Here is a 22,655-nt window from a genome sequence, read left to right on the forward strand (position 1 = left end):
ACGTCAAGTGGGCCGACATGATCGGCAACATCCTCGGCTTCGGCGGGCTCGCGCTCGGCTGGCGCCGCTCGGTCTGGAGCTGGCCGGTCCAGCTGCTGTCCGGCGCGGTGCTGATCGCCGCCTACCTGGGCGGCCACGTCCCCGGGCTGATCGGCAAGCAGCTGATCGTGATCGCCACCGCCTCCTGGGGCTGGGCGCAGTGGCGGCGGGGCCGCCGCGACGGCGGCGCGATCGCCGTCCGGTTCGCCAGCTGGCCCGAGCGGATCGTGCTGGCGGCGGGCACCGCGGCCGTCACCGTGGCGCTCGCCCTGCTGTTCACGTCCTTCCCCAGCCTGTCCTGGAGCCCCTGGTCGGACGCCTACATCTTCGTCGGCACGCTGGCCGCGATGATCGCCCAGGCCCGCGGCTGGGTGGAGTTCTGGTTCGCCTGGATCGCGGTCGACGCGGTCGGCGTGCCGTTCGCCTTCAACAGCGGCTACACCTTCTCCGGTCTCACCTACTCCGTCTACTTCGTCCTGGTGCTGCTCGGCCTGCGGTCCTGGTGGCTGAGCACCCGTGAGCCGCGCGCCAAGTCCGCCACCGTCCCGCAGGGAGCCACGGCATGACCGAGATGAGCGAGAACCAGTCCAGCACCGGCGCCACCGGGTCCGCACCCGAGCCCGAGCTCGTCCTCGACCCGGTCGAGCGGGCGATCGCCGACATCGCCCTCGGCCGCGCCGTGGTCGTGGTCGACGACGAGGACCGCGAGAACGAGGGCGACATCGTCTTCGCGGCGTCCGCCGCGACCCCCGAACTGATGGCCTTCACCATCCGCTACAGCTCCGGCGTGATCTGCGCCCCGATGACCGGCGAGGAGCTGGACCGCCTCAAGCTCCCGCCGATGACCCAGGTCAACGAGGACCGCAAGGGCACCGCGTACACCGTCTCGGTGGACGCCCGGGAGGGGGTCGACACCGGCATCTCCGCCGCCGACCGCGCCCGCACCGTACGGCTGCTCTCCTCGCCCGGCACCGAGCCCGGCGACCTCACCCGCCCGGGGCACGTCTTCCCGCTGCGCGCCGTCGAGGGCGGCGTGCTGGTCCGCCCCGGCCACACCGAGGCCGCCGTCGACCTGGCCCGGCTCGCCGGGCTGCCGCCGGCCGGCGCGATCGCCGAGGTGGTCAACGACGACGGCAGCATGGCCCGGCTGCCCGAGCTGGTCGCCTTCGCCCGCGAGCACGGCCTGGCGATCATCTCCATCGAGGACCTGATCGCCTACCGCCGCCGCACCGAGCTGCACGTCGACCGGGCCGCCGTCACCGCCCTGCCCACCGCGCACGGGGAGTTCACCGCCGTCGGCTACCGGGGCACCATCGACGGCGTCGAGCACCTCGCGCTGGTGGCCGGCGGCCTCGACGCGGAGGGCCGGCTGCCGGACAGCGAGGACGTCCTGGTGCGGGTCCACTCCGAGTGCCTGACCGGCGACGTCTTCGGCTCGCTGCGCTGCGACTGCGGCCCGCAGCTGGAGGCCTCACTGCGACGGGTCGCCGAGGCCGGGCGCGGCGTGGTGCTGTACCTGCGCGGCCACGAGGGGCGGGGCATCGGCCTGGCCCACAAGCTGCGCGCGTACGAGCTCCAGGAGCGGGGGCGGGACACCGTCGACGCCAACCTGGACCTCGGCCTGCCCGCCGACGCCCGCGACTACAGCATCGCGGCCCAGATGCTGGTGGACCTCGGCGTCCGCTCGCTCACCCTGCTCACCAACAACCCGCGGAAGCTGACCGCGCTCACCGAGCACGGGCTCAAGGTCAAGGGGCGCGAAGCGGTCGAGATCGCGCCCGGCGAGCACAACCTGGGCTACCTGCGCACCAAGCGCGACCGGATGGGCCACCACCTGCCCGGCCTCGGCTCCTGAACCCGCGCGACCCCCGCACGTCCCACCCCAGCGAACGGAAGAGAACGAACATGAGCGGCCACGGAGCCCCCGAGCTGACCATCGACGGCGCCGCCGACCTCAAGGTCGCCGTCGTCGCCGCCCAGTGGCACGACCAGGTGATGAACGGCCTGCTGGACGGCGCCCACCGCGCGCTCAAGGAGCTGGGCGTCACCGGGCCGACCGTGCTGCGGGTGCCCGGCACCTTCGAGCTGCCGGTCGCCGCCAAGCGCCTCGCCGAGCGCGGCTACGACGCCGTGGTGGCCCTCGGCGTGGTGATCCGAGGTGGCACCCCGCACTTCGACTACGTCTGCCAGGCCGCCACCGCCGGCCTCACCCAGGTCAGCGTCGACACCGGCGTCCCGGTCGGCTTCGGCGTGCTGACCTGCGACAACGAGGAGCAGGCGCTCGACCGCGCGGGTCTTCCCGGCTCCGCCGAGGACAAGGGCCACGAGGCCGTCACCGCGGCCGTCGCCACCGCCGCGGTGCTGCGCGCCGCGCTCTGAGCACGGCCCGCCCGGTCCCGGAGCGCGGACGTCCACCGGACTGTCCACGCTCCGGGACCGTTTACCGTCCGTCCGCCGGTACGCCGTAAGGTGGGCCCATCATGGCTTCGAAGACATTCGAGGAGCTCTACGCCGAGCTCCAGCAGAAGGCCGCCACCGGCGACCCCTCGTCCTCCCGTACCGCGCAGCTCGTCCAGCAGGGCGTCCATGCGATCGGCAAGAAGGTCGTCGAGGAGGCCGCCGAGGTCTGGATGGCCGCCGAGTTCCAGTCGGACGAGCAGACGGCGGAGGAGATCTCGCAGCTCCTCTACCACCTCCAGGTGATGATGATCGCCCGTGGACTGACGCTCGACGACGTCTACAAGTACCTCTAGACCCCCGCTCCGCCGAGCACCCCCATCCTCCCAACAGGTAAGGAAGCAACCTCCCATGCTGCGCATCGCCGTCCCCAACAAGGGTTCTCTCTCGGGTCCCGCGGCGGAGATGCTCCATGAGGCCGGCTACCGCCAGCGGAAGGACCCCAAGGAGCTCGTCCTCGTCGACCCGAACAACGAGGTGGAGTTCTTCTTCCTCCGCCCGCGGGACATCGCCGTGTACGTCGGCTCCGGCCGCCTCGACGTCGGCATCACCGGCCGCGACCTGCTGCTGGACTCGCACTCCAACGCCGAGGAGGTGCTCGCCCTCGGCTTCGCCGGGTCGACCTTCCGCTTCGCCCGCCCCGAGGGCGTGGACGTCGAGGACGTCAAGGGCCTGGAGGGCCTGCGGATCGCCACCTCGTACACCGGCCTGGTCGAGCAGCACCTGGCCGACCACGGTGTGAAGGCGACGGTCACCAAGCTGGACGGCGCGGTCGAGACCGCGGTGCAGCTGGGCGTCGCCGACGTGATCGCCGACGTGGTGGAGACCGGCACCAGCCTGCGCAACGCCGGCCTGGAGGTGTTCGGCGAGCCGATCCTGGTCTCCGACGCCGTGGTGATCCGGCCGAAGAGCTCGGGCGAGGACGCGCGGGTGGAGCAGTTCCTGCGCCGCCTCCAGGGCGTGCTGGTGGCCCGCCGCTACGTGCTGATGGACTACGACATCCGCGCCGAGAAGGTCGGCGCGGCCGTCGCGCTCACCCCGGGCCTGGAGTCGCCGACCGTCTCGCCGCTGCACACCGAGGGCTGGGTCGCGGTGCGTTCGATGGTGCTCCGCAAGGAGGCCCAGCAGATCATGGACGACCTGTGGGGCATCGGCGCCCGGGCCATCCTGGTCACCAACATCCACGCCTGCCGCCTCTGACCCGCGCGACCGGCCGGCCGACTCGGCCGCCCGGCCGGCCCGGCCGCCCGGACTGACCGGCGCGCCCGGGTGACCTGCGCACCGGTCCACGAGTAAGGAACGGTTCAATGGGGCGGGGACGCCGACCGCGTCCCCGCCCCGTCGTGCTGCCGCCACCAGAACCACCCCGGAGACCCCACGTGTCCACGCCGCCCGTCCAGTTCCCCGTCACCTGGGCGCCGCGCCGCACCCGCGCCGTGCTGCTGCCGGTCTGCGTGCTGCTGGTGGCGCTGTTCTCCGCGATGGCGGTGCTGCTCCCGGAGAACTGGCAGCTCAACGACCGGATCATGATGGTCGCCAGCGGGGTCCTGTTCGCCGCCGTCGGCCTGATGCTGGCCCGCCCCCGGGTGAGCGCCGACGCGGAGGGCGTGACGGTGGTCAACTTCGTCCGCCGCCGCCGGCTCGCCTGGGCCGAGATCGTCCGGGTCAACTTCCGCCAGGGCGACCCGTGGGCCACCCTCGACCTCGCCGACGGCACCTCGCTCGCCGCGGTCGGCATCCAGTCCGGCGTCGGCAAGGACCGGGCGATCGCGGACGCCCGCGCGCTGCGCGACCTGGTCGAGCAGCACGCCCGGGCCTGAGTCCGGACCCGCTCCCACCTGGGGTTCCCCGCTCCCGGCGGGCCGACCGGGCCTCGTACCGCCGTCCGGGTATGGTCTACGCTGGTAAAAGCGGGGCAAAGTCAGCCCTGCCCCCGATCGAGTGCCCGAACGACCTGAGGAGTGACACTCCCCCTCGATGGACGATCCGTCCGGTAGTACCTGCGCCGCCTCGCTTCCGACCCCCGGAAGGCAGGCGGCACTGTGATCACCGCCTGGCTGCTGTTGTTCGCGGCCGTTCTCCTGATCCTCGCCAACGGCCTGTTCGTGGCCGCCGAGTTCGCCTTCGTGACCGTCGAGCGCGGGGAGGTGGAGCGCGCCGCCGAGGCGGGCGACGCCAAGTCCCGCCGCGTCGCCGGGGCCCTGCGGCACCTCTCCTTCGAGCTGTCCGGCGCCCAGCTCGGCATCACCGTCACCTCGCTGGTGGTCGGCATGCTCGCCGAGCCGGCGCTGTCCACGCTGCTCGCGCCCGTCATGTCCGGCATCGGCGTGCCCGACTCGGCCGCCCGCGGCGTCGCCGTGATCGTCGGCATGGTGCTGGCCACCGTCGTCCAGATGGTGATCGGCGAGCTGGTGCCGAAGAACTGGGCGATCTCCCGCCCGCTCCAGGTGGCCCGCGCGGTCGCCGCGCCGCACATGGCGTTCTCCTTCGCCTGCCGCCCGCTGATCAGCTTCCTGAACGGAGCCGCCGACCGGACCGTCCGGGCCTTCGGCATCGAGCCGCAGGAGGAGCTGGGCCACGCCCGCACCCCGGACGAGCTGGTCTCGCTGGCCCGCCACTCGGCCCGGGCCGGCGCGATAGACGAGGAGTCGGCGACCCTGTTCGTCCGCACCCTGGGCCTGAGCGAGCTGACCGCCGAGTCCGTGATGACCCCGCGGATAGACGTGGCCGCGCTCCAGCGCGACGCCACCGCCACCGACGTCATCAACCTGACCCGGGCCACCGGCCTGTCCCGCTTCCCGGTCTACACCGACAGCCTGGACGAGGTCACCGGCATCGTCACGCTCAAGGACGCCCTGGCCGTCCCGGCCGTCCGGCGCGGCCTGGTGCGGGTGGGCGAGCTGGCCTCGCCGCCGCTGCTGGTGCCCGAGACGCTGCCCGCCGAGCGGCTGCTCGACCGGCTGCGCCGCCTCCAGCCGATGGCCATCGTGGTCGACGAGTACGGCGGCACCGCCGGCGTCGTCACCGTCGAGGACATCGTCGAGGAGATCGTCGGCGAGGTGCAGGACGAGCACGACCCCGACGACCACCCCGAGCTGCTCCCGCTGCCGCCGGTCGACGGCCTGCCGGTCTGGGAGGCCGACGGCCGCGCCCGGATCGACCAGCTGGAGCGGATCGGCCTGAACGCCCCGGACGGCCCGTACGAGACCCTCGCCGGGCTGGTCTCCGACCTGCTCGGCAAGCTCCCCGAGGTGGGGGAGCAGGCCGAGCTGCCCGGCTGGCGCTTCACCGTGACCGGTGTCGACCGCCACCGCACCACCGGGGTCCGGGTGGAGCGCACCACCGCGCCCGCGCAGTTCGACGAGGACCGGGAGGACGGCCGATGACCGCCCTGCAACTGGCCGTCGCGCTGCTGCTCCTGCTCGGCAACGCCTTCTTCGTCGGTGCCGAGTTCGCCGTGGTGTCGGTGCGCCGCAGCCAGATCGAGCCGCTCGCCGAGGCCGGGCACAAGCGCGCCCGCACCGTGCTGCACGCGCTGTCCAACGTCTCCGCGATGCTCGCCGCCGCCCAGCTCGGCATCACGGTCTGCTCGCTGGGCCTCGGTGCCCTCGCCGAGCCGACCATCGCCTCCCTGCTGGAGGGCCCGTTCCACGCGATCGGCGTCCCGTCAGGCCTGATGCACCCGCTCTCGTACGGGATCTCGCTCGCCGTCGTGGTCTTCCTGCACATGGTGATGGGCGAGATGGTGCCGAAGAACATGGCCATGGCTGGCCCGGAGCGGGCCGCGCTCTGGCTCGGCCCGCCGCTGGACCGGCTGGCCCGCTGGCTCGCCCCGGTGATCCGGGTGCTGAACGCCTTCGCCAACGGCGTGCTGAAGCTGTTCCGGGTGGACGCCAAGGACGAGGTGGAGTCGGTCTTCACCACCGAGCAGCTGATGTACCTGCTGGCGGACTCCCGGGACGCCGGGCTGCTCGACGAGAGCCGCCAGGAGCGTCTGGAGGACGCCCTGGAGCTCGGCCGCCGGCCGGTCACCGAGGTGCTGCTGGAACCCGACCAGCTGGTCACCGTGGACACCAAGGCGACCGCCGCCGAGGTCGAGGAGCTGGCGCTGCGCACCGGCTTCTCGCGCTTCCCGGTCACCGACGGAGACCCGGCCGGCCACGGCTACCTCGGCTACGTCCACCTCAAGGACGTCCTCGACGTGGAGGACCCGTCGGCGCCCGTCCCGGCCCGCCTGTGGCGGCCGATCACGGTGCTGCGCGGGGGCCTCCCGCTGGACGACGCGCTCGGGGCGATGCGCCGGGCGACCTGCCACCTGGCCGCCGTGCTGGACCAGGACGGGCGCACGCTCGGCGTGGTCATGCTGGAGGACGTGCTGGAGGAGCTGGTCGGCGAGATGCACGACCCGGACCACCGCGCCACGGCCTGACGCCGGTCCACCCGGCCACGGCCTGACCCCGGTCCGCCGGCGCCGGGTTCGTCGGGGCCCGTCCGGAGGCTCCGGCCTCCGCTGACGGCGTGTTCGCTCCCGGCGATTCTGCCCAGAGCATGCTGCTGTTCCATGCCGGCCACCCGGGGAGCAGGGTGGTCGGCATGAGACTTCTCGTGCTGGGTGGAACCAAGTTCGTCGGGCGGGTCGTCGCCGAGGAGGCGCTGGCCAGGGGATGGGAGGTGACCGCCCTCAACCGCGGCACGCAGCCCGCGCCCGAGGGCGTCCGGGTGCTGAAGGGCGACCGCACCGCCGAGGGCGGCCTGGCGGCACTCGGCTCGGGGGAGTGGGACGCGGTGGTGGACACCTGGTCCTGGGCCCCCGCGGCGGTGCGCGACAGCGCCCGGTTCCTCAACGGCCGGGTCGGCCACTACGCGTACGTCTCCAGCCGGTCGGTGTACGACTACCCGCTGGAGGCCGGGGCCGGCGAGAGCGCGCCGGTGGTCGACTCCTCCCCGGACCTCACCGGCGAGGTGCCCTACGCCGAGGCCAAGCGCGGTGCGGAACTGGCGCTGGAGGCCGAGTACGGCGGGCAGGCGCTGCTGGCCCGGGCCGGGCTGATCATCGGCCCGCACGAGAACATCGGCCGACTGCCCTGGTGGCTCAACCGGATCGCCGAGGGCGGCCCGGTGCTCGCCCCCGGGCCGCGCGACCTCCCGCTGCAGTACATCGACGCGCGCGACCTCGCGGCCTGGACCCTGGACGCCGTGGTGGCCCGCCTCGGCGGCCCGTACAACCTGGTCAGCCCGTCCGGCCACGCCACCATGGGCGAGCTGCTGGAGGCCTGCGTACGGGCCACCGGCTCGGACGCCGAGCTGCGCTGGACGGCCCCGGAGCGGGTCCTCGCGGCGGGCATCGAGCCGTGGACCGAGCTGCCGATCTGGCTGGCGCCCGGAGACCTCTACGACTTCCTGCACACCGGCCTGGTCGAGCGCGCGCTCGGCGCCGGGCTGCGCTGCCGCCCGGTCGCCGAGACCGTCGAGGACACCTGGGCCTGGCTGCGGTCGATCGGCGGCAGCGCGCCGCAGCGGGCCGACCGGGTCACCGTCGGGCTGGACCGGGAGCGGGAGGCCGCGGTCCTGAACGGCTGACCCGGTCACCGGCCGGAACGGACCCGGGGAGCTGGTCGCGGGGATGCACGGGGGTCAGCCCCGGCCGTCGATCAGCTCCCCGTACGCCTGCACGAGGTCCGGCAGCCGCAGGGTGGCCAGGTCCTCCCGGCCCGGCGGCTCGCGCAGCAGCGACAGCCGCAGGTCCCGGTAGGCGCAGGACTTCTCGTACAGGGTGCGGATGAACCGGCCGTTGCCCAGCTCGTCGATCCAGCCCTCGCGCACCACGTGGGTGCAGATGCTGGCCAGCTCCTCGGCGGCGTCCTCGTCCCAGCCGTCGCCGTCCCGGCCGGCCAGCGCGGCGCCGATCGCGGTCAGCTCGCCGGGGCGGTAGCTCGGGAAGTCGACCCTGGTGGTGAAGCGGGAGTTGAGGCCGGGGTTGGTGGCGAGCAGCCGGTTCATGCCCTCGGGGTAGCCGGCCAGGATCACCACCAGCCGGTCCCGGTTGTCCTCGGCGCGCTTGAGCAGCACCTGCAGCGCCTCGTCGCCGTACGCGTCGCCCTTGGTGTAGCCGGAGTTGGAGAGGCTGTACGCCTCGTCGATGAACAGCACGCCGTCCAGCGCGGAGTCGATCAGCTCGTTCGCCTTCACGGCGGTCTGGCCCAGGAACTCGCCCACCAGGTCGGCGCGTTGGGCCTCCACCAGGTGGTCGCCGGAGAGCAGGCCGAGGGCGTGGAAGACCCGGCCGAGGATGCGGGCCACGGTGGTCTTGCCGGTGCCCGAGGGGCCGGAGAAGACGAAGTGGCGCTTCGGCGGCTGGACGGGCAGGCCCTGGGCGGCCCGCAGCCGTGACATCCTCAACTGGGCGGACAGCGCCCGCACCTGGCGCTTGACCGGCTCCAGGCCGACCATCAGCGACAGTTCGGCCAGGGCCGCGTCCAGCTCCCGCTCGTCGCCGCCGGAGCGGGGCTCCGGCCCGGCGGCGGTCCGGGGCTGGGCCCGGCCGAGGGCGGGCAGCGGCGGCGGTACGGCGGGGCCGGGCGGGGCGCCCGAGCCGGAGCGCTCCCCGGCGGCCTGCGGCGCGCCGTCGGGCCGGGCGCCGTCCAGCAGGGCGCCGCCGGCCGCGGTTCCGTCCAGGAGGGAGCCGCCGGTCAGGACCCCGTCCACCGGGGGGCCGTCCACCAGCCCGGCGTCCACCGAGGGCCCGCCGCCCGAGGGCACCCCGCCGTTGAGCAGCCCGCCGCTCGCGACCCCGTCACCGGCGACGGTCGCGCCGCCGGGCCCGCCCGCGTCCCCGAACTCCTCGTCGTACCCGGGAACTGCGGTGAACCCGGCCTCGTCCGGGTACCCGGCGTCGTCACCGGGCCCGCCCGGTGCGGCGGTGTCGACCGCCCCCGGACGCCCGCCCGCCGGCAGCCCGTCCGCGAGCCCGCCCGCCGGCAGCCCGTCCGCGAGCCCGTCCGCGAGGCCGTCCGAGAAGCCGTCCGCGAGTCCGTCCGCGAGCGCGTCCTCGGCCGAGATGGCCGCCAGCCGGGCCGCGGTGTCCATGAACGCCGGGTCCGCCCGGTGCACCGCCCGGTAGAGCGGCAGCGCCGCGGCGCTGCGCCCGGCCCCGTCGTACGCCCGGGCCAGCCAGTACCGCAGCTCCTTGCGCTGGGGCTGCTCGGAGCGGCAGCGGGCCAGGGAGGCGGCCAGCGGGCCCTGCGCCTGGGCGCACATGTCGAGGCGCACCCGCGCCATGCCGGCGAACAGCCCGGCCTCGATGCCGAGCAGCGGGTCGTCCAGCAGCCGGTCGGTGTCCCGGATCAGCTGCTCCCAGTCCTTGAGCAGGTAGGACCGGCAGGCGTACAGGAAGCGGGCGGACGGGTCCTCGCTGGGCGCCGGGCACTGCTCCAGCGCCCGGTCCAGCTCGGCCAGGTGCCGGCCGTCCAGCCAGTGCGAGGCGTGCGCCAGCGCGAGGTCGCGGGCGTCCTCCAGCACCGGCTGCACCCACCAGCCCAGCCAGTACCAGGAACTGAGCGGACGTCGGTGCAGCCGCCGCTGCTCGCCGAACCGCTTCTGGTGGCGGTACATGGCGAGCAGCGCGGCCGAGGTGTCGCTGCGCAGCGCGTGCAGTCCGAGCCAGGCGTCGGCCATGCCGGGATCCAGCCGGACGGCGGCCCGGAACTCCTCCTCGGCCCGGCTGTACGCACCAGCCGTGTAGGCGTCCATGGCGCGCAGCCAGGCGCGGTCGGCGTGCCGGTCCGGCCCGCCCGCCGTGCTGTCGGAACTGTCCACCGTCGTCACTCACGCCCCCCGCGGTGCGGCCCGGGACTCGGCCGGCGAGTCGCCTGCGCCTAGGGCCTGTGGTCGTCGACCCCCTGCGGCGCGTCTGCGCCTGCCAGGAATCGTACCGGCGCGGAGCTGATCCGGAAGGGTGCCGTACGGGGTCAAATGCGATCGCGCGAGCGGCCGTTGAGCGTCCGGGCGGACGAAACGGGCGGCGGGGAGCGACTTTCGGAAGGGGACCGGGCGGCGCCCCCGGCTCACGGGGGAACAAGCCGGGGGCGCCGGGTCCGAGGCGACCGGAAGCTTTCGTTCCGGCGGCTGAGGAGAACCTAGATCCTGGCGATGTCGCAGGTCAAGGCGATGGTTGAACGTTCACCCACGGTGCCCGGAGCGATCCGTCCGGTCACCCCGTCGACCAGCGTCGCGGCGTGCGGACGGCTCGGATCGGCGGCGAAATGCGCCGATTCGGCCCGGGCCCAGCCCGCCCAGAACTCGGCCAGTTCCGGACCGTCCCGCTCCTCCCCGCGCCGCCGGGCCGAGGCGGCGTCCAGCTCCATCCAGATCACCCGGGCCAGCCACGGCCGCACCGCCCGCCGACCGGAGCCGACCCCCTCCACCAGCACCACCGGGGCGGCCGGCACCGCGGCCGTCCCCGCGAAGCGGCGCAGCGTCCAGTCGTACACCCGGTACTCCGCGTCCCGGCCGGCCGCCAGCGGCTCCAGCACCTGCTCGCGCAGCCGTCCGGTCCAGCCGAACGGCTCGCGGTGGGTGGCCAGGTCGTCGAGGTGGACCACCGGGGCGCCGCCGAGCGCCGCCGCCAGCCGTCCGGCGAAGGTGGTCTTGCCGGAGCCGGCGTGCCCGTCCACCGCGACCAGCCGCACCGGCCCGCAGGACGGCGGCAGCGCGCGCAGTTCCGCCGCGAGCGCGGTCAACCGGTCGTCCGGAACGGGCCGGAACGGGGGCGGGAAAGGTTCGGATGCAGCCACAACGTCAACCCTACGGTGCCGTAGCCCGCCACTGCGGACAGTTCATCTGTGCAGGTCGTGACGGCAGCCCGGGTTTCGGGCATACTCGCCTTCGCCACGACTGTGAACGGCCGTTCACCGCAACCCGGTGCCGGTCGGTCCGACCAGCCACACCCCGCCGGACCGGCCGACACCTCGGCCCGGCGCCCGATCGAGGAGGCGACCACCGCCATGACCCCCTCCCCTGTGAAAGCCGTGGAGCGCCAGTTGCCCAGCGAGGAGGCCCGCGAGCTGCTGAGCCTCACCCGCGACCTGGTGCAGCGCGAGCTCCAGCCGAGGGCGGCGGAGGACGAGGCCGCCGACCGCTTCCCGCGGGAGGTCTTCCGCACCCTCGGCGAGGCCGGCCTGCTCTCCCTCCCGTACGACGAGGAGTACGGCGGCGGCGAACAGCCCTACGAGGTGTACCTCCAGGTCCTGGAGGAGCTCGCGGCCGGCTGGCTGGCCGTCGGCCTCGGCGTCAGCGTGCACACCCTGTCCTGCCACGCGCTGGCCACCTTCGGCACCGACGAGCAGCGCGCCAAGTGGCTGCCCGCCATGCTCTCCGGCGAGCAGCTCGGCGCCTACTGCCTGTCCGAGCCGCAGTCCGGCTCCGACGCGGCCGCGCTGCGCACCCGCGCCGACCTCGACGGCGAGGCCTACGTGGTGAACGGCACCAAGGCCTGGATCACCCACGGCGGTCAGGCCGACTTCTACAGCGCCCTGGTGCGCACCGGCGTCGACGGCCCCAAGGGCATCAGCTGCCTGCTGGTCCCCGGCACCCAGCAGGGCCTGTCCGCGGCCCCGCCGGAGCACAAGATGGGCATGCGCTCCTCGCCGACCGCCCAGCTGCACTTCGACGGCGCCCGGGTGCCCCGCGAGCGGCTGATCGGCGAGGAGGGGCAGGGCTTCCAGATCGCGCTCGCCGCGCTGGACTCCGGCCGCCTCGGGATCGCCGCCTGCGCGATCGGCGTCGCCCAGGCCGCGCTCGACCTCGCGGTCGACTACGCGCGCACCCGGCGCCAGTTCGGCCGCCCGATCGCCGAGTTCCAGGGCCTGTCCTTCATGCTCGCCGACATGGCCACCCAGATCGAGGCCGGCCGCGCGCTCTACCTGTCCGCCGCGCGCCTGAAGGACGCCGGCCGGCCGTTCTCCAAGGAGGCGGCGATGGCCAAGCTGTTCTGCACCGACACGGTGATGCGGGTGGCCACCGACGCCGTCCAGGTGCTCGGCGGCTACGGCTACACCCAGGACTTCCCGGCCGAGCGCTTCATGCGCGAGGCCAAGGTCCTGCAGATCGTCGAGGGCACCAACCAGATCCAGCGGCTGGTGATCGGCCGCCACCTCACGAAGGCCTGACGCCTTCCTCCCACACGGCCTCCGGCCGTCACTCCAGGGTGCGGAGTGACGGCCGGAGGCGTTCCCGGCGGGCTGTCAGCTCGCCTTGGCGGTACGCGTGGCCAGCGCCGCACGACGGCGGCGCTGCTCCGGGATGGCGCCCCGCAGCGCGGTGACCGTCGGCACGGCGGGCGCCACCGGGGCGGCCCCGGCGACCGCGGCGAGCCGCACCGGCCGGTGCGCGACGGCGTGCGAGAACGGCTGGGTGCGCCAGTCCAGCCCGCTCGGGAGCTTGAACAGCGCGGCGAACCCGGCCGGTTCGGCGTCCTCCGGGGCCTCGACCTCGGCCAGGTCGTCCGTCGGCGCGCCCGAACCCGGGCAGACCGCGGGGGCGAAGGGGTTCCAGGCGGTCGGCAGCAGTGCGTGCTGCGGCAGCCGCTCCTCGTCCGCCACCAGGGCGATCGGACGGCGGCACTCGGGGCAGTTGACCCGGAAGACGTCCCAGTTCTCCGCCTCGCCGGGATCGGTGCCCGGCACGAGGTCGACCGCGAGGCCCTCGCGGCCGGTCGGATCGTCGGTCTCGTCGGCGCCCAGCACGCGCTGGTCAGTAGCAGGCATGAGGATCCCCCTAGGATCGGGCCCGGCGTGGTCGTCCAGGGCCACAACCAGCACTTCCCTGCGATCCGGACTCATAATCCTGCGGTCACGTGCACCGTGATGCACCGGGTGTGTCCTTGGCCACACCGGATGCCACATTCACCCGGCATGTGCCCGCCCGGCACCTGCGGACCCTCACCGTGACACCGCGTGCGCCCCCCGTGCTCCCGACCGGGTAGGTTTGCGCACTGTGGAGGATCTCGACCAACGCATCGTCCAGCTGCTCCTCGAGGACGGCCGGATGAGCTACACGGACCTGGGCAAGGCCACCGGCCTGTCCACCTCGGCGGTGCACCAGCGGGTGCGCCGCCTCGAACAGCGCGGGGTGATCCGCGGCTACACCGCGATCATCGACCCCGACGCCGTCGACCTGGCGCTGACCGCGTTCATCTCGGTCAAACCCTTCGACCCGAGCGCCCCGGACGACACCCCGGAGCGGCTGGCCGGCCTGCCCGAGATCGAGGCCTGCCACAGCGTCGCCGGAGACGAGAACTACATACTCAAGGTCCGGGTCGGCGCCCCCGGCGACCTGGAGGACCTGCTCGCCCGCATCCGCAGCGCCGCCGGCGTCTCCACCCGCACCACCGTCGTCCTGTCCACCCCCTACGAGGCGCGTCCGCCGAAGCTCTGAACCGCGGGCCGGTCGCCGCGGGGCGACCGGTGACGTGCAGACTTGGCGGCATGACCGAACGCACCCCACGGACCGTCCTGCTGCGCGGCGGCGCCGTCTACAGCCCCGCCGACCCCTTCGCCACCGCGATGCTCGTGGAAGGCGGCCACGTCGCCTGGGTCGGCAGCGACGGCGCCGCCGAGGCGTACGCCGCGACCGCCGACGAGGTCGTCGAGCTGGACGGCGCCCTGGTCACCCCCGCCTTCGTGGACGCCCACGTGCACGCCACCGCCACCGGCCTGGCGCTCACCGGCCTCGACCTCACCGGCAGCCCCTCGCTGGCCGCCGCCCTGGCCGCCGTCACCGCCTTCGTCGACGCCCGGCCCGAGCCCGGCGGGGTGCTGATCGGCCACGGCTGGGACGAGACCGGCTGGCCCGAGGGCCGCCCGCCCACGCTCGCCGAACTCGACGCCGCCGCCCGCGGCGCCGCGCTCTACCTCTCCCGCACCGACGTGCACTCCGCGCTCGCCACCACCGCGCTGCGCGCCCTCACCGAGGGCCTGGCCGAGGCGCCCGGCTTCGACCCCGAGGGCCCGCTCACCAAGGACGCCCACCACGCCGTCCGGCAGACCGCGCTGGCCCGGCTCACCCCCGAGCAGCGCCGCCGCGCCCAGCGCGCCACCCTCGCCCGCGCCGCCGAGCTCGGCATCGGCGCCCTGCACGAGTGCGCCGGCCCGGAGATCTCCTCGGAGGCCGACCTGGCCGCCCTGCTGGCCCTGGCCGCTGACGGCGAGGGGCCCGAAGTCTTCGGCTACTGGGGCGAGTTGGGCGGTGTCGAGACCGCCCGCAGGCTCGGTGCGGTGGGCGCCGGCGGGGACCTCTTCGTGGACGGCGCGCTCGGCTCGCGCACCGCCTGCCTGCACGCCCCGTACGACGACGCCGAGCACACCGGCACCGCCTACCTGACCGCCGAGCAGGTCGCCGACCACGTCGCCGCCTGCACCGAGGCCGGGCTCCAGGCGGGGTTCCACGCCATCGGCGACGCGGCCGTCGCCGCGGTCCTCGACGGTGTCCGGGCGGCCGGCGCCCGGGTCGGCGCCGGCCGGGTCAAGGCCCTGCGCCACCGCGTCGAACACGCCGAGGCCCTGGACGACAAGGCCGTCGCCGCCTTCGCCGAACTCGGCCTGACCGCCTCCGTCCAGCCCGCCTTCGACGCCGCCTGGGGCGGCCCGGACGGCATGTACGTCCAGCGCCTGGGCGCCGAGCGGGCGGCCGCCCTCAACCCCTTCGCCGCGCTGCTGCGGGCCGGCGTCCCGCTGGCCTTCGGCTCGGACGCCCCGGTCACCCCGCTCGACCCCTGGGGCACCGTCCGCGCGGCCGCCTTCCACCGGACCCTGGACCACCGGATCTCGGTGCGGGCCGCCTTCACCGCCCACACCCGCGGCGGCTGGCGGGCCGTCGGCCGGGACCAGGACGGCGTGCTGGTCCCCGGCGCGGTCGCCAGCTACGCGATCTGGGCGGCCGGCGACCTGGTCGTCCAGGCCCCCGACTCCCGGGTGGCCGGCTGGTCCACCGACCCGCGCTCCGGCACCCCCGGGCTGCCCGACCTCACCCCCGGCCACCCGCTGCCGACCTGCCTGCGCACCGTGGTCCGCGGCCGCACCGTCTACCAGCGCTGAAACCCCGTGGAACGGCGGGCCGCCGGGCCCTAGGGTCTCCACCATGACCGAACTGGTGCCCGCCGACTTCACCGTCCCGCGCGAGCTGCTCGCCCCGGAGTTCCGCCTGGAACCCCTGGGCGAGCAGCACAACACGTCCGACCACACCGCTTGGTCCAACAGCATCGCCCACATCCGCTCCACCCCCGGCTGGGCCGGCCGCCACTGGCCGCCCCTCGACGGGATGCCCCTGGAGCGCAACCGCGACGACCTGCGCCGCCACGCCGCCGACTTCGAGGCCCGTACCGGCTTCACCTACACCGTCCTGGAGCCGGACCGCGACGAGGTGATCGGCTGCGTCTACATCTATCCGGACCGCGAGGACCCGTCCGCGGTCTCGGTCAGCTCCTGGGTCCGGGCCGACCGCGCCCACCTGGACGCCCCGCTGCACCGCGCCGTCTCCGACTGGCTCGCCCGGCACTGGCCGCTGCGGGAGGTCCGCTACGCCCCGCGCTGACCCGCTACCACCCTGACCTCACGGGCCGCCGACGTTCCGGGGTACCTTCTTCGCACAGCGTCCGAACAGCAAGCCCCAGGAAGATGGTGCGCCGGTGGCCACTCCCGTCACCCAGGAACGGTCCGAGGCCGTCCCCGAGCCGCCGGACCCGGCGCCCCGACCGAGCCGCGGAGCCCGGGCGCTCGCCAAGGTCCGCGCCGGGCTTCCCCGCACCGGCCTCGCCGCCCTGGCCGGCCTGCTGCTCGCCCTCGCCTTCCCGCCGTACGACCTGTGGCCGCTGTCGCTGCTCGGCGTCGCCGCGCTCTCGCTGCTCACCCGGGGCCGCACCTTCCGCCAGGGCCTGTGGACGGGCTTCGCCTTCGGCCTGCCGTTCTTCCTGATGCTGCTCAGCTGGCTGCGGGTGGTCGGCTGGGACGCCACGATCGGCCTGTCCGTCGTGGAGGCGCTGTTCCTGGCCGTGCTCGGCGGCGCCCTGGCCGTCACCTCCCGGCTGCCCGGCTGGCCGCTCTGGGCGGCCTGCCTGTGGATCACCCAGGAGTGGGCCCGCGACCGGCTGCCGCTCGGCGGCTTCCCCTGGGGCCGGCTCGCCTTCGCCAACACCGCCACCCCGTACACCCCGCTGGCCGCGCTCGGCGGCGCGCCGCTGGTGACCTTCGCGGTCGCCCTCTCCGGCACCCTGCTGGCCTGGGCCGCGCTGCGGCTGCGCGGGCCCGGCAGGGCCCCGGTCGCGGCCGCGCTGGCGGCGCTCGGCGCGGTGGCCGCCCTGCTGGCGGGCTACCTCGTCCCGGTGCCCACGGCCGCCGCCGACACCGTCAAGGTCGCCATCGTCCAGGGCAACGTGCCCAACCCGGGCATGGACTTCCTGGGCCGTCCGATGATGGTCCTCAACAACCACGCCTCGGCCACCGAGCGGCTCGCCGCCGACATCAGGGCGGGCAGGGCCGAGCGCCCCGACATCGTGATCTGGCCGGAGAACTCCTCCGACCTGGACCCGTTCAGCGACCCACTGGCCCGCCGGCGGATCGACCAGGCGGTCAAGGCGATCGGCGTGCCCACCCTGGTCGGCACCCTGGTGGACGGCCCGGACGCGCAGCACGTCCAGAACGAGGGCATCGTCTGGGACCCGGCCACCGGCCCCGGCGCCTCCTACACCAAGCAGCACCCCGTCCCGTTCGGCGAGTACGTCCCCTTCCGCGCCCAGCTGATGAAGGTGATCACCCGCCTGCAGCGGGTCGCCCGGGACTTCTACCCCGGCGACCACAACGGCGTGATGCAGCTCGGCCCGGCCAGGATCGGCGACGTGATCTGCTTCGAGGTCGCGTACGACGAGATCGTCCGCGACACCGTGGACAGCGGCGCGAGGGTCCTGGTCGTCCAGACCAACAACGCGACCTACGCCCGGACCGGCCAGCCCGAGCAGCAGCTGGCGATGAGCCGGCTGCGGGCCGTCGAGCACGGCCGGGCGGTGCTGATCGCCGCCACCAGCGGCATCAGCGCGGTGATCGGCCCGGACGGCGGCGTCCAGCAGCGCACCGAGGAGCTGACCGCGGCCGAGCTGTCGGCCACCGTCCCGCTGCGCGACGGCACCACGGTGGCCGACCGGGTCGGCGCCGCCCCGGAGTGGACGCTGGCCGTCGGCGGCCTGCTGGCCTGCGGCGCGGCGGTGCTGGTCGGACGCCGCCGGAAGGCACCGGCCGGAACACCGGCCGGGCCGGAATCGTTGGACCAGGTGGTGCCGTAGCCGGCCCGGACCTCCCGTGCGGCGCGCAGAGCACCGCATGGAGTGGATTCGTACCGTGACCCAGCAAGCTACCCCCACCCGTCCGGCCCCGCGTAGCAGGCTCCGCCGGGTGCTGCCGCTGCTGATGACCGCCTGGCTGGTGCTGGAGATCTGGCTGCTGGTCCAGGTCGGCTCGTGGCTGGGCGGTCTCACCGTCGTGCTGCTGCTCGTCGCGGGCGGCCTGATCGGCGGCTCGCTGATCAAGCGGGCCGGGGCGAAGGCCCTGTCGGCGGCGATCGAGCAGAGCAGGAACCCGCAGTCCGAGCAGCCCCAGACCGGCACCAGCATGACGGTGCTGGCCGGCCTGCTGCTGATCGTCCCCGGCTTCCTGTCGGACCTGGTCGCCCTGACCCTGCTCTTCCCGCCCACCCGGGCGCTGTGGCGGGCGGTCGGGCGCCGGGTCGCGGACAAGGCGCTGCGCAGCGCCACCGTGGCCGGCACCGATCCGCTCGCGGACGCGATGCGGCTCCAGGAGCAGCTGCGCATCCACCGCCCGGACGGCAAGGTGATCCAGGGCGAGGTCCTGGACCCGGAGTCCGGCCCGCGCGGCCCGCAGGGGCCGGACACCACCCACCGGCCGCCGATCGGGGGCTGACCCGACCGTTCCACCGGCCGCCCGGGGCGCATCCGTCCCGGGCGGTCCGGCATGTCGGCGGCGCGTCCGCTCCGGCGTACCGGGGCGGTTTCGACGGACAGCTCGGAGAACGCGAAAGGGACCCTGGTGACCAGGGTCCCTTTTCGCGTCCTCCCGCTCGTGGCGGGAGCGAGGTGTCAGGCGCTCTTACGGGTGTCCCGCGGGTGCACCGCGAGGTTCATCCCACCGGAGCGGAGCACGGCCAGCCGCTCGGCCAGCACCTCCTCCAGCTCCTCGCGCGTCCGGCGCTCCATCAGCATGTCCCAATGGGTGCGCGTCGGCTTGATCTTCTTCTCCTCCGGCTCGTCGCCGTCGAGAAGTGCCGCCTCCTGGCCGCAGAAGCGGCATTCCCAGGTCGCGGGGATCTCCGCCTCGACCGAGAAAGGAACCTCGAAACGGTGTCCGTTCTGACATGCGTACTCGACGGTCTGGCGGGGAGCCAGATCGATACCACGGTCGGTCTCGTAGCTAGTGGCCCCGAGTCGCGTGCCGCGGAGAGCTCGCTCGCTCATGAATCGTGCCTCCCGGGCTTATGGCCCACAGGACTAGTGGTCGCTGTTCTTCGTCGTTCGGTCAACGCTCGGCTTCCGACGAAGATTCCCGTCCCGGGACATGCGTCGTCTGTAGTGCCGCCCCTGTTTGTACCCACCTGCGCCCGATTTGTCACATCTGGCCGGTGATATCACCCCAGGTGTCACCTATTTCACATCTGGTGATCGCGCGGGCTTTCTGTGACGAGCGTACCGGGAGGGGATTCCGAAGCGGGGGCCGACCCCGGCCGAGGGCGGCGGAACCGGCCCCCGGCCGGGGCCGGTCCGGCCGTCAGGAGATCGGACGTGAGCGGATCATCGGCTCGCCCTTGGCCAGGTCGACCGGGCGGGCCGGCACGGCCGGATCGGCAGCGGGCACGGCCGGCGGGCAGTCCGGTCGGGGCGGCACGGCGGGGGCGGCCGCCTCGGTGCGGGTGTCCCGGTGCGGCAGCAGGGCGATCACCGCGTCCCGCAGCGGGGCCGGGGCCTCGTCGTCCAGCGGGTCGACGGTGGTGGGCACCTGGAGCCGCACCGGGGTGCCGTTGCCGATCCGGGCGTAGCCGCGGCCGACCGGGGCGTGGACGGCGGGCACGATGTCCAGCGGTGCGCCGAGCGCGTCGTGCCCCTCGTCCAAGCCGGCCGGGCCGAGCACCACGCGGGCCCGGGTGGTGGCGCGGACGGTGGCGGTGAGCCGGTGCCGGGCCTGCAGGTCGTCGGCGACCACCACGGTGACGCGGGCGGCCCGGCCGTGCCGCAGCGGGAGCTCCAGCAGGTCCTGCGGGTCCGGGCGGCCCTCGGCCTGGGCGAGCTCGCTCAGCTCGGTCGGGTGGTCCAGCAGCAGCCACAGCGGCCGGGTGACGTCCTCCGGCGGGGCGCTGCCCGCGTGCCGGGCGGCGTTGAGCGCGGCGAGCCGGCGCTCGGTCTCGCCGACGGCCCACTCCAGCGCGTCCAGCGCGCCGTGCAGGCTGGTCTCCACGGTGTGCACACCGGGCCGGTTGACCAGGCAGGCGTGCTCCCCGGTGCCCGCGCCGTCGACCACCACCAGGTCGCCGTACGGCAGGGCCTGGAGCGCGATCGAGCGCAGCAGGCTGGAGGTGCCGTAGCCGGTGACGCCGAGCACCAGCAGGTGCGGCTCGGCGGAGCGCGGGCCGGTGCGCCAGACCACCGGCGGCTGCTGGACGGTCGTGCCGCCCCGGGTGACCGGGATGGTCCGGGCGGTGCCGCCCTCGTCGGTGAAGCCCAGCACGACCTCGCCGGGGGCCGCCACGAAGCGCTGGGCGGCGATGTCGGTGGGCAGCGGGGCGAGCGCGGCGATCCGCAGCCGGTTGGACTCCTCGTCCCAGTCGAAGCGGTACTCGCGGGCCCGGCCGGCCTTGCCCTGCACCACCTGCTCGATCCGGGCCCGGGCGGCCGGCTCGGTGTCGGTGAAGTAGGCGGGGTAGGTCAGTTCCAGCCGGGACAGCCGGCCCTCGCCGTCGAACTCCCAGTCGCTGAAGGCGTTCCTGTAGCTGCCCTCGAAGTGGTACAGCGGGTTGGCGTCCTCGGGCCCGCACAGGTAGGGGGTGAGTGCCGCGTAGAGGGCGCCGAGCTTGACGTCGGCGACGTCCGGGGCGGGCTGCGCGGGCGCCGCCCTGGGGGCCCGGCCGGCCCAGGCGGCGCTGGCCATCAGGGTGATCAGCGCGAACAGCAGCCCGTGCGGCAGCAGGTAGACGCCGATCAGCAGGGCGGCGGTGAGGAACAGTGTCGGGCCGCGGCGCTCCTTCGGGGTGTCCTGCCAGCGGGACCTGGCCCAGTCGACGTGGTGGCGCAGGCCGCGGCCGATGACGGAGAGCGGGGCGAACATGTCGGAGGCGTGGTCCCCGGCGGTCCGGGCGATCGCGCGGCCCTTGCTGAGGTGGCGGTGGAGCGGCATTCCTTGACTCCCCGGGCGGTGGGACGGGAGGGGGGTGGTGGTGGGGTACGACGGGGCCCGGGGGCGGTGGGATCCGCGCCCGGGCCGGTACGGGGAGGGGTGGGGGTGGGAGTCAGGACCTAGAACCTGATGCCGCTGAGCAGGCTGGCGAGGCTGGCGCCGCCCGCGGTGATGCTCGGTGCGATCGAGGAGCCGGCGATGTAGAAGCCCAGCAGGGCGCAGACGATGGCGTGGGAGACCTTTAGTCCGTCCCGGCGGAAGAAGAGAAAGGCGATGGTGCCGAACAGGACGATGCCGGAAATCGAGAGGATCATGTTCCGCTCCTCAGGAAGGTGGGGACAAGCAGGGGTGTTACGGTAAGCGCATTAATCGTGACAAAAAGTAATAGATGATGGAACGGCGCAAATGGGTGGTTCTGCCGTTCGGGACCGTTCCGTCGGCCGGGTGGCGTCGGCGAGCCGGCCGGGGGTGGGGGCCTGGCGTCGCGGGGATCCGGTGTGCCGAGGCATTCCCGCTCGGCGGGTGGGAAGTTTCCGGGGGGTCCGGGAAGTTCCCTCGAATGGCTGCGCGACGTGCGCGGCCGCGTGTCGTCGCGGGCGCGGGCCGTCATCCGGATTCCGGAGGCCCGCTGGCCCGTTCCGGCACCGGCCGCTACCGTGCCCTGGGCGCAGCCCCGAGACCGCCCGACGACCGACCGGAAAGGCCGCCCACCATGACCGACGCCGCCAGCCAGCAGCCCGCCGACGCCCCCGACGCCGAGGTGGTCGCGCTCGCCGGGAAGCTCTTCGACGCCGCCCGGGCCGGGGAGACCGACACCCTGTCCGGCTACCTGGACGCCGGCGCCCCGGCCGACCTCACCAACGGCCGCGGCGACACCCTGATCATGCTCGCCGCCTACCACGGCCACGCTGCCACCGTGGCGGAGCTGCTCCGGCACGGTGCCGACCCGAACCTCGTCAACGACCACGGCCAGACCCCGCTGGCCGGCGCCGTCTTCAAGGGCGCCACGGACGTGCTCGACGTGCTGCTGGCCGGCGGCGCCGACCCGCGGGCCGGCGCCCCGAGCGCCGTGGACACCGCCCGGATGTTCGGCAAGGACGACCTGGTCGCCCGGTTCGAGGCCCGCTGAGCGGGGACCGTAGGCTCTTCCGACATGAGCACCAGCACCGCCCAGGACACCGGCACCGTCGAGTTCCGCATCACCGGCTACGCCCACCCCGACGCCCAGGCGCTCTCGGCGGAGGTGCAGCAGGAGTACGTGCGCCGCTACGGCGACCCGGACGAGACCGTCATGCACCCGGAGGACTTCGAGGCGCCGGCCGGCCTGTTCATGATCGCCTACCTGGACGGCCGACCGGTCGCCTGCGGCGGCTGGCGGGCCAAGCAGGCCGACCCGGACGGCCTGCGCGACGGTGACGTCGAGCTGAAGCGGATGTTCGTGGTCCCCGAGGCCCGCGGCCGCGGCCTGGCCCGGGCGGTGCTGGGCCGCCTGGAGCGGACCGCGGCCGAGGCCGGGCGCACCCGCGTCGTCCTGGAGACCGGCACCGAGCAGCCCGAGGCCGTCGCGCTGTACCGGTCCGAGGGCTACGCCGCGATCCGGAAGTTCGGCATCTACAAGGACCACCCGCAGAGCATCTGCCTCGGCAAGGAACTGGCTCCGGCGGTCTGACCCGCGCTCGCGCGGGGAAGGCTCCCGTCGGCCCGAAGGGGGAGACG

The 22,655-nt window shown here is 74.4% G+C and carries 23 protein-coding genes; 17 read left to right on the forward strand and 6 right to left on the reverse strand.

The window, feature by feature from the left end:
• Nucleotides 1–17: 17 nt before the first annotated feature.
• From ACIQI7_RS06025 to ACIQI7_RS06065, 9 genes are all read left to right on the forward strand, one after another.
• Nucleotides 18–605 (forward strand): nicotinamide riboside transporter PnuC, encoded by a 588-nt coding sequence (locus ACIQI7_RS06025; protein ID WP_401105692.1) that lies wholly within the window; start codon nt 18–20, stop codon nt 603–605.
• Between the two features lie 5 nt (nt 606–610).
• The gene (locus ACIQI7_RS06030) at nt 611–1,894 is read left to right on the forward strand and encodes a bifunctional 3,4-dihydroxy-2-butanone-4-phosphate synthase/GTP cyclohydrolase II (RefSeq protein WP_401105694.1); all 1,284 of its coding nucleotides are present in this window, start codon (nt 611–613) and stop codon (nt 1,892–1,894) included.
• Between the two features lie 50 nt (nt 1,895–1,944).
• Nucleotides 1,945–2,418: a 6,7-dimethyl-8-ribityllumazine synthase gene (gene ribH / locus ACIQI7_RS06035; protein WP_401105580.1), complete on the forward strand. Its 474-nt coding sequence runs from the start codon at nt 1,945–1,947 to the stop codon at nt 2,416–2,418.
• A gap of 101 nt (nt 2,419–2,519) precedes the next feature.
• Nucleotides 2,520–2,792: a phosphoribosyl-ATP diphosphatase gene (locus tag ACIQI7_RS06040; protein WP_387751781.1), complete on the forward strand. Its 273-nt coding sequence runs from the start codon at nt 2,520–2,522 to the stop codon at nt 2,790–2,792.
• A gap of 55 nt (nt 2,793–2,847) precedes the next feature.
• A complete protein-coding gene (gene hisG, locus ACIQI7_RS06045; protein WP_401105583.1) occupies nt 2,848–3,696 on the forward strand; it encodes an ATP phosphoribosyltransferase in 849 nt (282 codons plus the stop codon).
• Nucleotides 3,697–3,875: 179 nt separating this feature from the next.
• Complete coding sequence (locus ACIQI7_RS06050) at nt 3,876–4,316, forward strand: PH domain-containing protein (RefSeq protein WP_387751787.1); 441 nt, start codon at nt 3,876–3,878, stop codon at nt 4,314–4,316.
• Between the two features lie 222 nt (nt 4,317–4,538).
• Complete coding sequence (locus tag ACIQI7_RS06055) at nt 4,539–5,882, forward strand: hemolysin family protein (protein WP_401105585.1); 1,344 nt, start codon at nt 4,539–4,541, stop codon at nt 5,880–5,882.
• Nucleotides 5,879–6,925 carry a hemolysin family protein gene (locus ACIQI7_RS06060; protein ID WP_401105587.1) on the forward strand — a complete coding sequence of 349 codons (1,047 nt, stop codon included), beginning with the start codon at nt 5,879–5,881 and terminating at the stop codon, nt 6,923–6,925. Before ACIQI7_RS06055 ends, ACIQI7_RS06060 begins: the two co-directional genes overlap by 4 nt.
• 164 nt (nt 6,926–7,089) lie before the next feature.
• Nucleotides 7,090–8,076 carry an NAD-dependent epimerase/dehydratase family protein gene (locus tag ACIQI7_RS06065; protein ID WP_401105589.1) on the forward strand — a complete coding sequence of 329 codons (987 nt, stop codon included), beginning with the start codon at nt 7,090–7,092 and terminating at the stop codon, nt 8,074–8,076.
• A 54-nt stretch (nt 8,077–8,130) separates the two neighbouring features.
• Here ACIQI7_RS06065 and ACIQI7_RS06070 read toward each other — a convergent pair whose 3' ends face one another.
• Together ACIQI7_RS06070 and ACIQI7_RS06075 are read right to left on the reverse strand one after the other, a co-directional pair.
• Complete coding sequence (locus ACIQI7_RS06070; RefSeq protein WP_401105696.1) at nt 8,131–10,245, reverse strand: AAA family ATPase; 2,115 nt, start codon at nt 10,243–10,245, stop codon at nt 8,131–8,133.
• A 386-nt stretch (nt 10,246–10,631) separates the two neighbouring features.
• On the reverse strand, nt 10,632–11,288 hold the full coding sequence (locus ACIQI7_RS06075; RefSeq protein WP_401105591.1) for a uridine kinase: 657 nt from the start codon (nt 11,286–11,288) through the stop codon (nt 10,632–10,634).
• Between the two features lie 210 nt (nt 11,289–11,498).
• Here ACIQI7_RS06075 and ACIQI7_RS06080 point away from each other — a divergent pair, with 210 nt between their 5' ends.
• Nucleotides 11,499–12,662, forward strand: coding sequence for an acyl-CoA dehydrogenase family protein (locus ACIQI7_RS06080; protein ID WP_401105593.1), 1,164 nt, complete (start codon nt 11,499–11,501; stop codon nt 12,660–12,662).
• Nucleotides 12,663–12,737: 75 nt separating this feature from the next.
• Here ACIQI7_RS06080 and ACIQI7_RS06085 read toward each other — a convergent pair whose 3' ends face one another.
• Nucleotides 12,738–13,259: a hypothetical protein gene (locus ACIQI7_RS06085; protein WP_401105595.1), complete on the reverse strand. Its 522-nt coding sequence runs from the start codon at nt 13,257–13,259 to the stop codon at nt 12,738–12,740.
• Between the two features lie 229 nt (nt 13,260–13,488).
• On the opposite strand from ACIQI7_RS06085, the gene ACIQI7_RS06090 reads away from it, so the two are divergent.
• The 5 genes from ACIQI7_RS06090 to fxsA all read left to right on the forward strand — a co-directional run bounded on the left by ACIQI7_RS06090 (nt 13,489) and on the right by fxsA (nt 18,458).
• Nucleotides 13,489–13,929, forward strand: coding sequence for an Lrp/AsnC family transcriptional regulator (locus ACIQI7_RS06090; protein ID WP_045694655.1), 441 nt, complete (start codon nt 13,489–13,491; stop codon nt 13,927–13,929).
• A 50-nt stretch (nt 13,930–13,979) separates the two neighbouring features.
• Nucleotides 13,980–15,587: an amidohydrolase gene (locus ACIQI7_RS06095; protein ID WP_401105597.1), complete on the forward strand. Its 1,608-nt coding sequence runs from the start codon at nt 13,980–13,982 to the stop codon at nt 15,585–15,587.
• A 43-nt stretch (nt 15,588–15,630) separates the two neighbouring features.
• Nucleotides 15,631–16,083, forward strand: a complete 453-nt coding sequence (locus tag ACIQI7_RS06100) for an N-acetyltransferase (RefSeq protein WP_401105599.1) — start codon at nt 15,631–15,633, stop codon at nt 16,081–16,083.
• Nucleotides 16,084–16,177: 94 nt separating this feature from the next.
• Entirely contained in the window at nt 16,178–17,824 is a 1,647-nt protein-coding gene (gene lnt, locus ACIQI7_RS06105) for an apolipoprotein N-acyltransferase (RefSeq protein WP_401105601.1), read from the forward strand.
• 55 nt (nt 17,825–17,879) lie between these two features.
• A complete protein-coding gene (gene fxsA / locus ACIQI7_RS06110; RefSeq protein WP_387751813.1) occupies nt 17,880–18,458 on the forward strand; it encodes an FxsA family membrane protein in 579 nt (192 codons plus the stop codon).
• A 176-nt stretch (nt 18,459–18,634) separates the two neighbouring features.
• Here the strand turns inward: fxsA and ACIQI7_RS06115 are convergent, their stop codons facing one another.
• The 3 genes from ACIQI7_RS06115 to ACIQI7_RS06125 all read right to left on the reverse strand — a co-directional run bounded on the left by ACIQI7_RS06115 (nt 18,635) and on the right by ACIQI7_RS06125 (nt 21,253).
• Nucleotides 18,635–19,009: an RNA polymerase-binding protein RbpA gene (locus ACIQI7_RS06115; protein WP_049655293.1), complete on the reverse strand. Its 375-nt coding sequence runs from the start codon at nt 19,007–19,009 to the stop codon at nt 18,635–18,637.
• A gap of 310 nt (nt 19,010–19,319) precedes the next feature.
• The gene (locus ACIQI7_RS06120; protein WP_401105604.1) at nt 19,320–20,939 is read right to left on the reverse strand and encodes a hypothetical protein; all 1,620 of its coding nucleotides are present in this window, start codon (nt 20,937–20,939) and stop codon (nt 19,320–19,322) included.
• Nucleotides 20,940–21,058: 119 nt separating this feature from the next.
• Nucleotides 21,059–21,253 carry a hypothetical protein gene (locus tag ACIQI7_RS06125; protein ID WP_188300502.1) on the reverse strand — a complete coding sequence of 65 codons (195 nt, stop codon included), beginning with the start codon at nt 21,251–21,253 and terminating at the stop codon, nt 21,059–21,061.
• Nucleotides 21,254–21,651: 398 nt separating this feature from the next.
• Between ACIQI7_RS06125 and ACIQI7_RS06130 the strand changes: the two genes are divergently transcribed.
• A complete protein-coding gene (locus ACIQI7_RS06130) occupies nt 21,652–22,068 on the forward strand; it encodes an ankyrin repeat domain-containing protein (protein WP_387751819.1) in 417 nt (138 codons plus the stop codon).
• Between the two features lie 24 nt (nt 22,069–22,092).
• Nucleotides 22,093–22,608, forward strand: coding sequence for a GNAT family N-acetyltransferase (locus ACIQI7_RS06135; protein ID WP_401105606.1), 516 nt, complete (start codon nt 22,093–22,095; stop codon nt 22,606–22,608).
• The last annotated feature ends 47 nt before the right edge of the window (nt 22,609–22,655 follow it).

The organism is Kitasatospora sp. NPDC092039 (assembly GCF_044756065.1).
In the GTDB taxonomy this organism is placed as follows: domain Bacteria; phylum Actinomycetota; class Actinomycetes; order Streptomycetales; family Streptomycetaceae; genus Kitasatospora.

Bases quoted from the DNA above. Each gene is read 5' to 3' on its own strand.
- ACIQI7_RS06080 (WP_401105593.1), top strand. From the start codon at position 11,499: ATGACCCCCTCCCCTGTGAAAGCCGTGGAGCGCCAGTTGCCCAGCGAG.
- ACIQI7_RS06120 (WP_401105604.1), bottom strand. From the start codon at position 20,939: ATGCCGCTCCACCGCCACCTCAGCAAGGGCCGCGCGATCGCCCGGACC.
- ACIQI7_RS06085 (WP_401105595.1), bottom strand. From the start codon at position 13,259: ATGCCTGCTACTGACCAGCGCGTGCTGGGCGCCGACGAGACCGACGAT.
- ACIQI7_RS06135 (WP_401105606.1), top strand. From the start codon at position 22,093: ATGAGCACCAGCACCGCCCAGGACACCGGCACCGTCGAGTTCCGCATC.
- ACIQI7_RS06030 (WP_401105694.1), top strand. From the start codon at position 611: ATGAGCGAGAACCAGTCCAGCACCGGCGCCACCGGGTCCGCACCCGAG.
- ribH (WP_401105580.1), top strand. From the start codon at position 1,945: ATGAGCGGCCACGGAGCCCCCGAGCTGACCATCGACGGCGCCGCCGAC.
- hisG (WP_401105583.1), top strand. From the start codon at position 2,848: ATGCTGCGCATCGCCGTCCCCAACAAGGGTTCTCTCTCGGGTCCCGCG.
- ACIQI7_RS06100 (WP_401105599.1), top strand. From the start codon at position 15,631: ATGACCGAACTGGTGCCCGCCGACTTCACCGTCCCGCGCGAGCTGCTC.
- ACIQI7_RS06070 (WP_401105696.1), bottom strand. From the start codon at position 10,245: ATGGACGCCTACACGGCTGGTGCGTACAGCCGGGCCGAGGAGGAGTTC.
- ACIQI7_RS06130 (WP_387751819.1), top strand. From the start codon at position 21,652: ATGACCGACGCCGCCAGCCAGCAGCCCGCCGACGCCCCCGACGCCGAG.
- ACIQI7_RS06040 (WP_387751781.1), top strand. From the start codon at position 2,520: ATGGCTTCGAAGACATTCGAGGAGCTCTACGCCGAGCTCCAGCAGAAG.
- ACIQI7_RS06025 (WP_401105692.1), top strand. From the start codon at position 18: ATGATCGGCAACATCCTCGGCTTCGGCGGGCTCGCGCTCGGCTGGCGC.
- ACIQI7_RS06060 (WP_401105587.1), top strand. From the start codon at position 5,879: ATGACCGCCCTGCAACTGGCCGTCGCGCTGCTGCTCCTGCTCGGCAAC.
- ACIQI7_RS06065 (WP_401105589.1), top strand. From the start codon at position 7,090: ATGAGACTTCTCGTGCTGGGTGGAACCAAGTTCGTCGGGCGGGTCGTC.
- ACIQI7_RS06115 (WP_049655293.1), bottom strand. From the start codon at position 19,009: ATGAGCGAGCGAGCTCTCCGCGGCACGCGACTCGGGGCCACTAGCTAC.
- ACIQI7_RS06095 (WP_401105597.1), top strand. From the start codon at position 13,980: ATGACCGAACGCACCCCACGGACCGTCCTGCTGCGCGGCGGCGCCGTC.
- ACIQI7_RS06125 (WP_188300502.1), bottom strand. From the start codon at position 21,253: ATGATCCTCTCGATTTCCGGCATCGTCCTGTTCGGCACCATCGCCTTT.